At 38.6% G+C, this 14,633-nt stretch carries 14 protein-coding genes and 2 pseudogenes; 8 read left to right on the top strand and 8 right to left on the bottom strand.

The genetic code is table 11. From position 1 onward, the window contains the following. Positions 1–7: 7 nt before the first annotated feature. From ES017_RS11720 to ES017_RS11705, 4 genes are read right to left on the bottom strand one after another with little or no spacing between them, the layout of a single operon-like run. On the bottom strand, positions 8–877 hold the full coding sequence (locus tag ES017_RS11720; RefSeq protein WP_009361370.1) for a metal ABC transporter permease: 870 nt from the start codon (positions 875–877) through the stop codon (positions 8–10). Continuing rightward, positions 874–1,773 carry a metal ABC transporter permease gene (locus ES017_RS11715; RefSeq protein WP_019417765.1) on the bottom strand — a complete coding sequence of 300 codons (900 nt, stop codon included), beginning with the start codon at positions 1,771–1,773 and terminating at the stop codon, positions 874–876. Before ES017_RS11715 ends, ES017_RS11720 begins: the two co-directional genes overlap by 4 nt. A gap of 5 nt (positions 1,774–1,778) precedes the next feature. After that, positions 1,779–2,519, bottom strand: a complete 741-nt coding sequence (locus ES017_RS11710; protein ID WP_035067331.1) for a metal ABC transporter ATP-binding protein — start codon at positions 2,517–2,519, stop codon at positions 1,779–1,781. A gap of 2 nt (positions 2,520–2,521) precedes the next feature. After that, entirely contained in the window at positions 2,522–3,427 is a 906-nt protein-coding gene (locus tag ES017_RS11705) for a metal ABC transporter solute-binding protein, Zn/Mn family (protein ID WP_009361373.1), read from the bottom strand. A 300-nt stretch (positions 3,428–3,727) separates the two neighbouring features. Between ES017_RS11705 and ES017_RS11700 the strand changes: the two genes are divergently transcribed. Further along, a complete protein-coding gene (locus ES017_RS11700) occupies positions 3,728–5,053 on the top strand; it encodes an APC family permease (protein ID WP_043964184.1) in 1,326 nt (441 codons plus the stop codon). A 16-nt stretch (positions 5,054–5,069) separates the two neighbouring features. Here ES017_RS11700 and ES017_RS11695 read toward each other — a convergent pair whose 3' ends face one another. After that, positions 5,070–6,038, bottom strand: a complete 969-nt coding sequence (locus ES017_RS11695; protein WP_009361375.1) for a YbgA family protein — start codon at positions 6,036–6,038, stop codon at positions 5,070–5,072. A 361-nt stretch (positions 6,039–6,399) separates the two neighbouring features. Here ES017_RS11695 and ES017_RS11690 point away from each other — a divergent pair, with 361 nt between their 5' ends. The 3 genes from ES017_RS11690 (at position 6,400) to ES017_RS11680 (ending at position 9,005) form a co-directional block, all read left to right on the top strand. Continuing rightward, positions 6,400–7,752: a YjiH family protein gene (locus ES017_RS11690; protein ID WP_171335095.1), complete on the top strand. Its 1,353-nt coding sequence runs from the start codon at positions 6,400–6,402 to the stop codon at positions 7,750–7,752. A 96-nt stretch (positions 7,753–7,848) separates the two neighbouring features. Next, positions 7,849–8,445 carry a nucleotidyl cyclase domain-containing protein gene (locus ES017_RS11685; RefSeq protein ID WP_009361377.1) on the top strand — a complete coding sequence of 199 codons (597 nt, stop codon included), beginning with the start codon at positions 7,849–7,851 and terminating at the stop codon, positions 8,443–8,445. A gap of 143 nt (positions 8,446–8,588) precedes the next feature. Continuing rightward, positions 8,589–9,005, top strand: a complete 417-nt coding sequence (locus tag ES017_RS11680) for a hypothetical protein (RefSeq protein WP_042895538.1) — start codon at positions 8,589–8,591, stop codon at positions 9,003–9,005. Between the two features lie 44 nt (positions 9,006–9,049). On the opposite strand, the pseudogene ES017_RS11675 reads toward ES017_RS11680, so the two are convergent. The 3 genes and pseudogenes from ES017_RS11675 to ES017_RS11665 all read right to left on the bottom strand — a co-directional run. Further along, a pseudogene (locus ES017_RS11675) lies at positions 9,050–9,601 on the bottom strand (pyridoxal-phosphate dependent enzyme); the annotation flags it as partial. 16 nt (positions 9,602–9,617) lie between these two features. Continuing rightward, a pseudogene (locus ES017_RS11670) lies at positions 9,618–10,240 on the bottom strand (IS607 family transposase). Between the two features lie 168 nt (positions 10,241–10,408). Next, a complete protein-coding gene (locus ES017_RS11665; protein ID WP_021094160.1) occupies positions 10,409–11,335 on the bottom strand; it encodes an alpha/beta hydrolase in 927 nt (308 codons plus the stop codon). 122 nt (positions 11,336–11,457) lie between these two features. On the opposite strand from ES017_RS11665, the gene trhA reads away from it, so the two are divergent. The 4 genes from trhA to ES017_RS11645 all read left to right on the top strand — a co-directional run bounded on the left by trhA (position 11,458) and on the right by ES017_RS11645 (position 14,471). Next, complete coding sequence (trhA, locus tag ES017_RS11660; protein WP_021094161.1) at positions 11,458–12,096, top strand: PAQR family membrane homeostasis protein TrhA; 639 nt, start codon at positions 11,458–11,460, stop codon at positions 12,094–12,096. 289 nt (positions 12,097–12,385) lie between these two features. Beyond that, positions 12,386–13,306, top strand: a complete 921-nt coding sequence (locus ES017_RS11655; RefSeq protein WP_021094162.1) for a DUF3794 domain-containing protein — start codon at positions 12,386–12,388, stop codon at positions 13,304–13,306. A gap of 23 nt (positions 13,307–13,329) precedes the next feature. After that, on the top strand, positions 13,330–13,863 hold the full coding sequence (locus tag ES017_RS11650) for a DUF3794 domain-containing protein (RefSeq protein ID WP_021094163.1): 534 nt from the start codon (positions 13,330–13,332) through the stop codon (positions 13,861–13,863). A 146-nt stretch (positions 13,864–14,009) separates the two neighbouring features. Continuing rightward, on the top strand, positions 14,010–14,471 hold the full coding sequence (locus ES017_RS11645; RefSeq protein ID WP_021094164.1) for a DUF3794 domain-containing protein: 462 nt from the start codon (positions 14,010–14,012) through the stop codon (positions 14,469–14,471). Positions 14,472–14,633: the final 162 nt, after the last annotated feature.

Genomic DNA, 14,633 nt, shown 5'->3' with positions numbered 1-14,633 from the left:
CTCCTGCCTAGGCAGGAGATTTTTTTAACCACTTTCGCAATAGTCCGTGTTTTGGCGCGATCCATAAAGAGATAAAAAAGATGACACCTGTTGATACAGCAATCGCTCCGGAAATAGATACATTGAATACCGTTGCAATCATGTAACCGATCATCGACGCTAACACACCAATGAGCGCACTGCATATAAGCATCACACTTAGCCGATCCGTCCATAAGTATGCCGTCGCACTCGGTACAATAAGCATCGCTACTACCAAAATGGCACCAACGCTATCAAATGATGCAACGGTCGTTAATGACAACATTCCCATTAATACATAATGAATCAATACAACCGGAATGCCGAGCGTGACTGCCATTTCATAATCAAATGAGCTAATTTTTAATTCTTTGTAAGCAAAAACGATGCAAAATATATTGATAGCTAAAACAAATCCAAGCAACCAAATCGCTTTCGGACCGATGCTTTTGCCTCCGACTTCAAGCACATCCCAAGGCACAAATGCAATCTCTCCCATTAATGCATGTTCAACATCTAAATGGACACGATCTGCAAAGAGAGAAATGAGAACAACACCGATAGCAAACAAACATGTAAACACAACTCCGATTGCTGCATCATTTTGAACCCCTTTTTGATGCAGCCATTGAACGAGAAATGTCGTGAGCAATCCAACAATTAATGCACCAACGAGCATAGACACACCTTGCAGATGATGACTGACCATGTACGCTCCAACAATACCAAGCAACACACTATGGCTAATGGCATCGGACAGCATTGACATTTTTCGCAACACAAGAAATGTACCGACTAATCCGCAGTTGATGCCGACAAGAGATGCAGTGAGTAAAATCCACATCGTATAACTCATAGTTGCTCCCCTCGCTTATACATCAGTTGTTGAGATTGCAATTTTTTTCTTTCTATATGGCGCCGAATCATTTTGCTACATAAACCACGTTTCGGAGCAAATAAAAATGAAAAAATAAACAGCACCGTCGCAAAAATAATAACAAGTGGACCAGTGGGTGCATAGGCGATTAAACTAATATATGCCCCGGCCACCCCTGATAAAGCACCGAATCCCCCGGCTAATAACGTCATCCATTCAAGTTTTTCTGTCCAATATCTCGCAGCTAATGCGGGGGTAATAAGTAGTGCGGACATTAACACAACGCCTACTGCTTGTAAACCAATAACAACAACAGAAACGATTAAAAACATAAGCACACCATTTAACAGCGATACGGGTATACCAATTCCTTGCGCAAACGCTCGGTCAAATGTAATGATTTTAAACTCTTTAAAGAAAATGAGAATCATAATAATGACCGTTACAGCTGTTACAGTTAACACATTGACATCACTTCCAGTCAATGACGCTGCCTTTCCAAACAAAAAGTCATGAATTCCACTTTGATTTCCGCCTTCATGTTGATTAATCCATGTCAATAGCACAATGCCTAAACCAAAAAATACAGACAACACAATACCGATCGCGGCATCTTCTTTTACACGCGTATGTTTCACAATAAACTGAATGCATATCGTCGCAATATATCCCGAACAAGCAGCGCCAATGAGAAAAAGAAGTAGCGATTTTTGTCCATATAAAAGAAAAGCGATACAAATACCAGGAAGAGCAGCGTGCGCCATCGCATCTCCTATTAAACTTTGTTTTTTTAGCAAGGCAAACGTTCCGATCATCCCGCTGGCTAATCCAAGCAAAGCCATGCTTGTAAATACCCATTGAACATTAATATCCATCCTATTCACCCCACAATATGTGTGGAAGAAAGAAAAGTCACTTTTCCACCATACGTTTTTTGAATATGGTCATACGTAAATACACTTTCTGTCTCTCCAAATGCAATGACACGTTTATTTAGCAGTAAAACGTAATCAAAATAATCCCGTACCGTTTGCAAATCATGATGAACGACTAATACTGTTTTTCCACGCGTTTTTAATTCATTTAACAGTTGGACAATCGCTTTTTCTGTGGCTGCATCTACCCCAACAAACGGTTCATCCATAAAATAAATGGAAGCGTCTTGTGCTAGCGCACGCGCCAAAAATACACGTTGTTGCTGCCCGCCAGATAATTGGCTAATTTGTCGCTTTGCATACGGCAACATGCCAACTTTATCTAAACATTGCATAGCCATATCTATATCTTCTTTTCTCGGTCGTTTCCATAATCCGATATGACCGTATCTCCCCATTAATACGACGTCAAGCGCATTCGTCGGAAAATCCCAATCGACCGAATTTCGTTGTGGAACATATCCAACAAGATGGCGTTGCTTTTCATATGGTTGACCGTATACGAAAACATGTCCGTGCATGCGCGGAATAAAATTTAACATCGCTTTCATTAACGTTGATTTTCCCGCTCCGTTTGGGCCGATCACCCCGACTAACTTTCCTTCAGGAACAGAAAACGACACATCCTCCAATACAAGCTGCCGATCATATGCAACTGTCATTTGTTCTACAACCAACGGATTCATCTTCATTCCCCTTTCAACGCCTGTGTAATCGTTTTGACATTGTAACGATACATACCAATGAATGTTCCTTCTTCTGTCCCTTTTCGCCCGAGCGCATCTGAAAAGAGCTCCCCACCAATTGAGACATGATGTCCACGCTGTTTCGCTCCCTCGACAACTGCTTCGATCGCTTTTTTCGATACACTACTTTCCACAAACACCGCTTGAATATTTCGAGACACGATTAAATCAACAAGTTGTTGCACATCTTTTAGTCCATATTCTGCATCCGTACTTAATCCTTGCAATCCAACTACTTCAATATCATATGCACGCCCAAAATAATGAAAGGCATCGTGCGCTGTAATTAAAACACGCTGCTGCTTTGGAATAGAGCTGATTTCTCGTTTTGCTTCTTCTTTTAATTTCATCAGTTGGGAGATATATTCTTCTGCTCGTTCTTCGTAAGTTTGTTTATGTTTCGGATCGATCGCACTTAACTCATCCTTTACTGTTCGAGCAGCATAGCTCCATAAATCAAGGTCAAACCATATATGCGGATCATATACTCCATCTACGTCAATTAATTTTTCTTTTGGAATTGCTTCACTGATTGGGACAACCTTTTTCGTTTTTGACATTTTAGAGAATATTTCCCCTAGTTTCCCTTCTAAATGAAGACCGTTATAAAAAATGACGTCTGCTTGACTTAGCTTTTGAATATCTCCTTGTGTCGCTTTATACAAATGCGGATCTACCCCTGGCCCCATTAATGCTTCTACATGAACATGCTCTCCTCCGACACGTTCAACTAGATCAGCAATTTGCCCTGTCGTAGCGACAATATAGATGACGTCTTTTTTATGTTCTTTCGTTTCACACCCAAACAACAATAATAAAGCAGTCCACACAACTATCCACTTTTTCATATGCATCCTCCTCGAAAGTTGTATAAAGGTATAAAAGTTTCCTCAATGCAAAATAAAGTCAAAAAAATTTGTTTGCCGCCCATCATATGCATAAGCAAAAAATGTTGTGACATGTGGAACAAGCAAACAATGATGATTAAAGTTAAAAAAGTTTCTTTAAACCAACTTTAATTTTATCTTATTCGTTTCCTTCTATCGTGTCAATGTTTTAATTTTCAAAAAAAGAATTTTTTCTTCATCTCATGCTATAATAGCGATTGTTCGACACAAAAAAACATTTGTCCTTTAGAGGTGAACAACATGATGAACACAGAATTAAAACGAAGCATCGGCTTTATGACAGCTACAGCCATCGTCATCGGCACAGTCATTGGTTCAGGCATTTTTATGAAACCAGCGATCGTCATCGACTCAACTGGAAATTCTACACTTGCTCTTCTCGCATGGATCATCGGCGGCATCATTACTTTAGCAAGTGGGTTAACGATTGCAGAAGTAAGTTCAAAAATTCCTGAAACAGGTGGATTGTATGTGTATATCGAAAAAGTGTATGGACGGTTTTGGGGATTTTTATGTGGATGGATGCAAACAATCATTTACGGTCCTGCCGTCATCGGTGCACTAGGGTTGTATTTTGGTGCATTGTTTGCAGGTGTTTTTGCTCTACCAAAAGAAAGTGAGCTTTGGATTGGAATCATTGCGGTCTTGTTTTTATCCGTTGTGAATATGCTTGGTTCGCAGTTTGGTGGAATGGTTCAAAGTGTGTTAACTGCGGCGAAACTATTGCCTATTTTTCTTATTATTATTTTTGGAGTAGTAAAGGGGAATGTACCTATTTTCAACATGGATAGTGGAAACAGCCAAACGATCAGTATGGGAGCTGCCGTTCTAGCAACATTGTGGGCGTATGACGGATGGATGAACGTTGGATTTGTTGCTGGTGAAATGAAAAATCCAGCAAAAACGTTACCAAAAGCGATTATCACTGGTATTCTTATCGTCATGTTTGCCTACGTGGCTGTGAATGTAGCATTGCTTCATGTGCTTCGTGCCGATGAAATTGTTGCACTTGGACCGAATGCAGCAAGCGAAGCGGCGACCATTTTATTTGGGGCATTCGGTGGGAAATTTATTGCTATTGGTATTTTAATTTCTATTTTCGGCTGTTTAAATGGAAAAATACTTACATTTCCACGTATGCCATTTGCTATGGCAACAGATGGTTTGTTTCCTTTTTCTAAATATTTGGCTCATATTCATCCAACATGGCGTACACCTGTCTTTGCGACACTTGCACAAATGGCAATTGCCATTGTCATGATGTTGCTTGGAAATGCGGATCGCTTAACGGATATTGCTATTTTTAGCGTCTTTTTATTTTACGGTTTTGCCTTTTATGCGGTATTTTTATTACGGAAATCATCCTTATTTAACGAACCATTATCTAACGAACCATTATATCGAGTGCCACTTTATCCATTTACTCCAATCGTCGCGATTGTCGGCACAGCATATATTATTATGAGTACAGTACTTCATGCACCGTTAGATACGTTTTTATCGATTGTTGTGACGCTATCTGGTATCCCAGTGTATTATGCTATGACGAAAAAGCGACAAGGATAATCCTTTGTCGCTTTTTTCAATAGTCTCTCCCTTTTCCAGAGTCCGTCACATCAAGCAATGGTTCTGGATAAGGCTGAAAATATCGTTGTTTCAGTAAATATTTATTTTGATAACGAATGGCCCACGAACGAATGACCGTTGTCACACTACTTAGCGGTAACTTGCCCGCGCGATATTTTTGTAGCAACTCATGGACATAACGTTTTTCATCACCGCTTAATTCATGTTTAAAATAACCGATCATATGTTCACAAACATTTATGTTTGAATTCCGGCGTGAGCGACGGGCAAACAGTTCATATAATGTTTGTTCATAATGTAAAAATACTTCTTCCATCGGTAAACGATCTCGATTCGCAACAATGTTTCCTAATTGTTTCAATTTTTGTTGATGATACGCCATAAATAAATATTTATGCTCCGCATGAAACTCAACGAGACGATGATGTGATTTTGACTCTTTAACCTCTCGAAACAAAGCAAGTGTAAATAACTTCGTCAAAAAATGTTCTCGAATAACAAAGTTCGTCAATCTCCCTTCTTCTTCCACAGCTTTATGTGCAAACATTTGTAACACATGTTTCGCAAACATCCCGCTTCCCTTTCCTGATGCAGGTCCTTTTTGTTCACTACGATATATTTTGACATCTTTCATTCCACACGATGGCGACCGACTTTTTAAAATAAAACCGTCTACATTCGTTAATTGCGTTAAAAACGAAGCAGAAAACTCGTTCATTCGCTCGGTTATATCCATTTCTGTCGATGGTTGGACAAGCCGCACTTGTTCTCCGTCTTGAACGAGCCGAATCGTCTCACGTGGCGTACCAAGCCCAATGCGAACTTCGGGACAAACAGGAATAAATTGCACAAATGGCGCAAGCTTATGTACTACTTCATCGTTTAGTTGATCACCGTTATACCGACAAGGAGAAAAACCGAGACATTCACTAACAACGACGATTGGTTTTGCATAATGCCACATCTGTTATTCCTCCTTTGCTTGTTTTTGCTTATCATATCGCACAAACAAAAAAAATACACGCATCGATGTGCTGACAAAAACAAAAAATTTCGAATTTGAACTTTTATACAAAAAAATGATTGATTATATGTTCATTTTGTTTTATTATGCTTTATGTTGCTTATTTCGCAATATTAAAATCGTTATTAATTCATAATTTCGTATGTATATAAGTGTACACTTTTATATTTATACATCCATACAAAATAATTTATATTTCTGAATCATTTTGTTATATTGACTATTTTTATTTTTATATTACGATAGTAGTAATGTTATGTATCCGCTTTCAAAATATGTAGTAGAAAGGTGGTTTTAAAAAATGAATCATACTCAATCACACAAGCTTACTGACATACTAAAATTTCTCGTTCCATCACTTATTGGTGTATTTCTTTTTATGATTCCTGTCCCTTATAAAAGTGAAATGACTATTCCTGTAGCCATTTTAGCGAAGTGGGTCGAAGGGAATTTTGTTTCTGTCATCCCAGCCATCTCTGTTTTATTTATGTTTATCGCAACGATTGGCACAATTATCACAAAAATAGCACAGCCTTCTTTTATAATGAATAGCTCGTTTCTTCGTCGATTATTTGATGTCAATGGTTTGTTTGTCGTTGCCCGTATCGTTGGTACAATTTTAGGGGCAATGACATTATGGAAAATTGGTCCGGAATGGGTATGGTCAGAAAATACAGGTGCTTTGTTGTTATATAGTTTAATTCCGATTTTGTTTTCTGTCTTTTTATTTGCAGGATTATTTTTGCCGTTACTTTTAGATTTCGGCTTACTCGAATTGTGTGGTGCACTTTTAACAAAAATTATGCGTCCCGTATTTAAATTACCTGGTCGTTCATCTATCGACTGTATCGCTTCTTGGTTAGGAGATGGAACAATTGGCGTGTTGTTAACGAATAAGCAATATGAAGACGGCTTTTATACGAAGCGAGAGGCAGCAGTGATCGGAACGACCTTCTCTGTCGTTTCAATTACATTTAGCATTGTCGTCATTACGTATATGAAGCTTGAACATATGTTTGGAGCGTACTATTTTACTATCGTCGTTGCCGGTCTCGTAGCAGCGATCATTATGCCGCGTATCCCGCCATTATCTAAAAAACCAGATACGTATTATCATGAACATCACGTACCAGTCGATGAAACAGTACCAGCTGGGTACACACCTTTTCAATGGGGACTAAAACAAGCAACAGACGTTGCTAAGCGCAATAGCGATATGGGCAAACTGTTAAAAAACGGCATACAAACAGTAATTGATATGTGGTTAGGTGTATTACCTGTCGTCATGGCGATTGGAACAGTTGCATTAATTATTGCCGAAACAACACCGGTGTTTGAATGGCTCGGTAAACCGTTTATACCACTTTTGACACTCCTACAAGTACCAGAAGCATCAGCTGCTGCACAAACGATGGTTGTTGGCTTTGCAGACATGTTTTTACCTGCCATTATCGGTAGCGGCATTGAAAGTGAATTTACTCGCTTCGTTATTGCTTGCGTTTCCGTAACACAGCTGATTTATATGTCTGAAGTAGGTGGATTGCTGCTCGCATCTAAACTACCAATTACGTTTAAAGATTTAGTTGTTATTTTCTTGCTTCGCACACTCATTACATTGCCAATTATCGTTTTTATAGCGCATTTCATCTTTTAAAGTAAAAGGGCGATCGTCTCGCCCTTTTTTATTTTTCCTCCATTTGTCCAACCCAATAGTACGATTGTTTCATAATATACAGAGAGGTGACAATATATGTTTAAGAAACATATGGGAAAAACAATCGGTTTATTCATTAGTCAACTTGTATTATTTTCGGAAGCGATCGCTATGAGTGATACGATTGATGTAACACAATTACATGGAACGGAATTATATGTTGTCGTCGGTTTTTATGTATTTCAAACCATTGTAGGTATTTATTTTGGTAATCGTTATGATCGAAAAACTTGCGTCAAAGATTTAATATATCAGCTAAAAAGCAAAGACTTTGCTACAAGTACATTTGAGAAAATCGCAGCACTCGTTGATCGTGATCCGGATAGTCGGTTAACCATTTATTTACTCCGTACGAAACAAAATAGCCAGCCACAACAAAAAGCAGCATTTGAACAACTTTTAGTCGAAGAAACACGAAAAAGTGACATCATCGCTAAATGGTCAAATGATGAATACTTGATTATTGCTGTCGAAAATGCTGTGAAACCGTCTACAATGATTGAACGAATCAGACAAAATAGCCCGGTATCTTTTCTTGTCGGTTATGCGACATATCCGGTCGAAGGAGAGCAATTGCAGCAGCTTTTACAAGTCGCAAAAGAGCGCATGTATGCTACACGGACGACAAAATAAGCGGTTCAACATATATAAAAAATAGTTTGTCCATTTCGACAAATTATGATAAGATGACGGCAAAGGCATTTCACCACACTCCTCTTCATACTCCTCACTAGAAATGCCGTATACCTCTAGGATGAAAGGTAGGTGAATCAGGCGTGCAAGAACAACTTCTCCTTCAACTTGTTAACCTCGTTCAAAACTTAGCAGAAGACATGCAATGGATGAAACAAGAGATTCAGACAATGAAACAAGAGATTCAGACAATGAAACAAGAGATTCAGACAATGAAACAAGAGATTGGTGAATTAAAAGCAATCGTTCATAGACATGAAGAAGATATTCGTTGGTTGAAAGAGCAAATGAAGGAAAATACAGCAATGATTAAAGCCATTCGAGACAACCAGCTAGAGCAACGTAGCATTCAAGATGCAATGCGGCATGAAATTGCTCACATCCGAGGAGAAATGGCCACAAAACAGGATATCGCTTACATTCACGAACGACTCGACTATCAGCTTGGTCGTATTGCACGAACAGAAGAAGAATTGCACATGTTAAAAAAGGCAAATTAACAAAAAAACGTCGTTCCTATCACGCGGAACGACGTTTTTTTTGGCTAACTTCTCAACATATGAAACACTTGCTCGACATCTTTATCACCACGCCCCGACAAGTTGACGATAATCATTTGATCAGAATTGAGCGTCGGGGCCAATTTCATTGCATATGCAACGGCATGAGCACTCTCTAAAGCCGGTATAATTCCTTCTGTTTTTGAAAGCGTTTGAAATGCTTCTAACACTTCCTCGTTCGTGACCGTATAATATTCTGCTCGACCTGATGTTTTTAAAAAACTATGTTCTGGCCCAATTCCCGGATAATCAAGTCCCGCGGCAATAGAATATGTTGGTTGTGGATTTCCTTCTTCATCAAGCAAAACGAGACACTTAAAACCATGAATGACCGCGGGAACACCTTTTGTGAGCGTAGCGACCCGCTCCGGTTCGACACCGATTAAGCGCACACTCGGTTCATCGATATAATGAGCAAAAGCACCAATCGCATTACTGCCACCACCTACACAAGCGATCACAGCATCAGGCAAACGTCCTTCTTTCTCGATAATTTGCCGCTTACTTTCTTCACTAATAATAGATTGGAAATGCTTGTTGTTCGGCTCTAACCTAACTTTGATCGACCGAATCATCCTCAAGCCACTCCTTTATCATCTTCTTGGCTCGATTGGCTCTTTTCCCTTGAAGTTTGCAGCTAAAAACGGTGAGAAGCTGGACTAAATCTTCGACAAGTTCTTGTTCTTCTGTTTTTTCTGTATGGTCAATGATTTCAATGTCTACCCCATAACGTTTACAAATTTGTTCAATCAGTTCAAATCCGAAGCGAACCAACCGGTCTTTGTACAAAACGACAACCTTTTCTACTTCACCATTACAAATCATGTCGATTAATCGACTTAATCCTTTTTTCGTGTAATTGATTCCACTTCCAATATCCTCGATGATTTCAAACGAATAGCCTTTCGCAATCATATATGTGCGTACCGCTTCGACTTGATGTTCTAAATCATCTTTTTGTTTTCTGCTTGATACTCGACAATAGCCAATAACTTTTTTAGGGACAATCGCTTTTTTGACCCCAAGCACTTGATGAAGCTGTTGCTCGGAATAATACCTAAATCCTGATGGCGCAACATAAGCAGGCTTTAAAACATCTTTTTATCCCAATTTCTTAACGTTTGTTGGCTTTTTCCGATAAACTCGGCAAATTCGCCAATACTGTAATACTTCATCGCAATCACCTCTCTATACATAAATAACACCATGAAAATTATTGTTTATGTATAGAGTTTTATAAAAAATTATAGAAATTGTTTTACTGTTCCTGTTCCCCTCTCTATTTTCAAATTTACTACAAGCATACCTATCTTTTTATCAGAAGTCAATGAATATTCAGAATTTTATTTTTTCAATTTTTCTAAAAATGCTAACATACGCTGAATATACTCCTCTTTATACATCGCAAAACTTTTCACATGTTTCGCTTTGTCGGTGAGCCAAAGTTCAAATACGTCTGGATGTTTGTTATACATTTTTACACTTTCTTCATATGGGATGGACGGGTCAGCTTTGCTATGAATGAATAAAATGGGACGCGGCGTAATCGTATCAACTGCTTTGATCGGAACAGATTCCGCTGGATCTAAATCAGTAATCATCGGAATAAGGGTAATAATTAAGTACGTAAACGGAACATTCGGTAAGTTCGTCCATACAGGCATATATGTCCGCAAATACCCTTCTAAATCGCTAAACGCACTGTCAGCAATAACCGCTTTAACATCTTCATCCATACTTGCTGCTAAAATCGACGTTGCCGCTCCCATCGACACCCCGTAAAGAGCGATCGGTTCGGAATAGTGTTGTTTCGCGTAATCGATGACACCGAGCAAATCGTATTTTTCTTTCGCACCAATCGTTGTCATCTCCCCTTCCGATTCACCGCTGGCACGAAAATCAAACATGATGACGCGATACCCTTCGTCTGTTAGCGCTTTGGCAATTGGTAAAAACGGCACGTTTGGTTCGTAGCGGTTGCCGCCATAACCGTGTGAAAAAATAACGGTCATTTTCGCTTGTTTCGTCGGTTCGATGACCCAACCTTTCAGCTTCAATCCCCCATCTTTGCTTGTAAATGTCACATTTTGATAAACCATTCCGTAATCTTGTGGTGTTTCAACGACCGCTTTTCGCTCTTTATGCGTCAAATTCCAGCCGACGTAAATCGAAATGGCAACACATGCGATCACCGCAAGGAACAATACTCCGATGAGTGATGGTACGAGCCATTTTTTTGTCTTTCGTTGCCTTTCCAACTGTATTTGCATCGTTCTCACCCCTTTCTTTTCCCATTATATCGCGAACAAAAACAATAATGAATAAAAATGTACGATATGTATGTATATGTGGTAGAATAAACAAAATGTCTTTCACGAAAGGAATGAAACCATTGGCTTTTACACATACATTTACGAAAGAAGAAGAAATCGTTCATGCGATTACACATGGAATTGGTGCGGTGTTTAGCATCGCAGCGCTTATTATTTTGACGGTCATGGCTGCGATGCACGGAAACGCTTGGCACATTGTTAGTTTTACATTGTTTGGGAGCACCATGTTGATTTTGTATTTATCATCGACAATCGTACACGCCTTGCCAGAAGGACGATGGAAACGGGTATTCGAAATTTTCGACCACTCGTCCATTTACTTTTTTATCGCAGGCACGTATACACCGTTTTTATTTTTAGCAGTGAAGGGGGCAATCGGTTGGACGTTGTTTGGCATCGTCTGGGGGCTGGCCCTCATCGGAACAGTATTTAAATGCTTTTTCGTCAATCGCTTTTTATACACATCGACAATGATTTATGTTGTGATGGGCTGGTTAATTGTATTTGCATGGAAACCGCTCGTTTCTGCTTTATCACAAGAAGGAGTCGTGTATTTAGTGAGCGGTGGCATTTTATACACGGTCGGTGCGATTTTTTACGTATGGAGAGGGTTTAAATTTCACCATGCGGTTTGGCATATGTTTGTGTTAGGTGGGTCTGTCGCGCACTTTTTCGCAGTGTTTGTATTGCTCAATTGAATGTTCAGTAATGAAAGAAGGATGAAGGAAATTTGTCCTTCTATTTTTATTTACCTGTTACTCCTGCCCGTCTGTAACAATAACAGCTATGAACAGAAAACATGTTAATTAAATACCTCCCATAGGATATCCCCCATCTCTGTTAGATTATCGTCAATGTATGCTTTAATGTGTTTTCGAGGATATCAAACCATTTTTACAAATTTAAACAAACACACAATCAACCTGTTCTTCACTTCAATATACATAGTATTGTGCTAAGTCATAAAACAAAGGAGCGATCAATAACATGGATAATGGTTTCTTAAGGGATTTTGTACAAATAATAGGAATTGCATCTCCCTCTACATTTCCTGTGATAGGAAATTTAAATCCACATACTCAGTTTGTTGTTCAAGAACAATTAACAATTCCAGATGCGAAACCAGATGTTGAACAAGTGAATACATTATTAACCGAGGCGGTAGTTACGGAGACGAAAAATATTTTCACACCTGTAGGAGTAAAAGTAGTTATTGATGGTGTATTGCGACAAAAAGTCATTTATACAGCTGATGTCCCAGAACAATCGGTTCATTCTGCGCATTTTGAACATCCTTTTTGTGCATTCATTAACATCCCGTTAGACGTTCCACAAGGTCTTACTGTACAACAATATTTGTCATCCCTCGGTCTCTCTTTAAATGATATTTTAGACGGTCCTGTACAAGTTTTAATTGAAGATGTGGAAATACAAATGTTGGATCCCAGAACAATTAGTAAATGTGTCGTCTTGTTTGCCTACACAACAATAAAACCACTTCTTTCTTCATGTGACTGTTCGTTTGTTGACACGTTAACAGCTAATGGTGTGGGGATTACATTAAACGGTGCAGGGGTCACAGCGGACGTTTCTTTAAATATTAGTTTGTGTGACGAATGCAACCCGACAAACAACGGAATTTCCTTAAACGTCACTGTTCCGCTTCTAGGCACAATCAGTTTAAATGTAAATAGCTCTCAAATTACTCAAATATTATGTGAAAACAATGTTCTTACCGTATCCGGTACCGGCAGCGTACTCGGTTTATTATCAGGTCTATTAAACTTTACATTAACAATTAACGCTGCTCTAGGAACTGTTACACTCCAACTTCGCGATCCAATTACAAATCTTGTCGTACTCTCTATCCCGTTAACAGGTTTAACATTAACAATTGGACAATGCTAAATAAAAGAAAGGATGAATGTTTTATGAATGATGGTGTACTAAACAACTTTGTTCAAATTATTGGTATTACACCTCCATCAGAATTTCCTTTTGTCGGTTCACTAAATCCGAACAATCAAATTGCAGTTCAAGAAAAATTAACTATTCCTTCCGTAAAACCAGATGTAGAACAAATTAACACGTTGTTAATTGAAGCGGTCATTACGGGTACACGTAATATTTTCACCCCCATCGGTGTAAAAGTTGTTGTCGAAGGCGTATTACGTCAAAAAATTATTTATACAGCTAACGTCCCACAACAATCCGTTCATTCCGCTCACTTTGAACAACCGTTTTGTTCTTTTATCAACATTCCGCTTAATATTCCATCTGGGGTTACAGTTAACCAACTTCTCGCTTCTGTTGGCTTGTCTATTAACAATATTCTTGCTGGGCCTGTGCAAGTTTTTATTGAAGACGTTGAAATAAACTTAACTGATCCTCGCACAGTCCATAAGTGTGTCATTTTGTTCTTGTATACGTCGCTTAATCCATTATTACAGCCTATATTACGTTAAGACAAAAGGATGGCCCGAATACTTGGGCATCCTTTCTACATAAGGGTTACATTTGTTTATAAATGTCTTTACTTTATTTTTATCAAAGGACATGCGCAAATTAATACCCTTGCACATACGAAAAAATAACGGGAGGAGGAAAGTATATGAAATTTGATCATGAGCGCCTAACTATGTATGTCGGAATCGCAGGAAGGGATGAATTTCCATCTTGTCCACTTGCATATAAACAATTTACTGTAACTGAAAAGCTAATAGTCCCAAAAATAAAGCCAGATATCGAAAAGGTTATAAAAGTCATGGCTGCCGTTCATATTCATGACGCAAAAATCATCTCATCTCCATACGATAGTAAAATTCTGGTAAATGGCCATATCAAACAAATAATTATGTATACAGCAAAAAAACTCGATCAACCTGTGCATACATTTCACTCATCTGCTTCATTTTGTGAAATGATCATATTGCCTTCAGATATATGCTTATCGCATATAAAAGTCGAAAGTTTTCTTGAAGATATGCATATTTTCCACGAAACAGCTCGAAAAGTGCATATTTGTAAAGTTGTATGTCTAGTTGTTACAGAAGAAGAAAAATGCTGCTCCTAATTAACTTCTATCACTTACCATATTTTAGTTTTTTTGGCTCTTCACCACAAGTTGTACTTGATCATTTAAGATCGGTGTGCATATAGAAAATAGGGGTACAAAAAATGCGAATTTTCCTGTATGGTAAAGGTGACCAAACCAAACCATTGGAGGAAAATTCGC

The sequence above is a fragment of the Anoxybacillus sp. EFIL genome (assembly GCF_013096955.1).
Taxonomy (GTDB): domain Bacteria; phylum Bacillota; class Bacilli; order Bacillales; family Anoxybacillaceae; genus Anoxybacillus; species Anoxybacillus ayderensis.
The sequence above is the reverse complement of the archived record's forward strand: the minus strand, read 5'-3'. Positions and strand labels throughout refer to the sequence as shown.

Bases quoted from the DNA above. Each gene is read 5' to 3' on its own strand.
- ES017_RS11720 (WP_009361370.1), bottom strand. From the start codon at position 877: ATGAGTTATACGATGTGGATTTTACTCACTGCATCTCTTGTCGGCATC.
- ES017_RS11715 (WP_019417765.1), bottom strand. From the start codon at position 1,773: ATGGATATTAATGTTCAATGGGTATTTACAAGCATGGCTTTGCTTGGA.
- ES017_RS11710 (WP_035067331.1), bottom strand. From the start codon at position 2,519: ATGAATCCGTTGGTTGTAGAACAAATGACAGTTGCATATGATCGGCAG.
- ES017_RS11705 (WP_009361373.1), bottom strand. From the start codon at position 3,427: ATGAAAAAGTGGATAGTTGTGTGGACTGCTTTATTATTGTTGTTTGGG.
- ES017_RS11700 (WP_043964184.1), top strand. From the start codon at position 3,728: ATGATGAACACAGAATTAAAACGAAGCATCGGCTTTATGACAGCTACA.
- ES017_RS11695 (WP_009361375.1), bottom strand. From the start codon at position 6,038: ATGTGGCATTATGCAAAACCAATCGTCGTTGTTAGTGAATGTCTCGGT.
- ES017_RS11690 (WP_171335095.1), top strand. From the start codon at position 6,400: ATGAATCATACTCAATCACACAAGCTTACTGACATACTAAAATTTCTC.
- ES017_RS11685 (WP_009361377.1), top strand. From the start codon at position 7,849: ATGTTTAAGAAACATATGGGAAAAACAATCGGTTTATTCATTAGTCAA.
- ES017_RS11665 (WP_021094160.1), bottom strand. From the start codon at position 11,335: ATGCAAATACAGTTGGAAAGGCAACGAAAGACAAAAAAATGGCTCGTA.
- ES017_RS11655 (WP_021094162.1), top strand. From the start codon at position 12,386: ATGGATAATGGTTTCTTAAGGGATTTTGTACAAATAATAGGAATTGCA.
- ES017_RS11650 (WP_021094163.1), top strand. From the start codon at position 13,330: ATGAATGATGGTGTACTAAACAACTTTGTTCAAATTATTGGTATTACA.
- ES017_RS11645 (WP_021094164.1), top strand. From the start codon at position 14,010: ATGAAATTTGATCATGAGCGCCTAACTATGTATGTCGGAATCGCAGGA.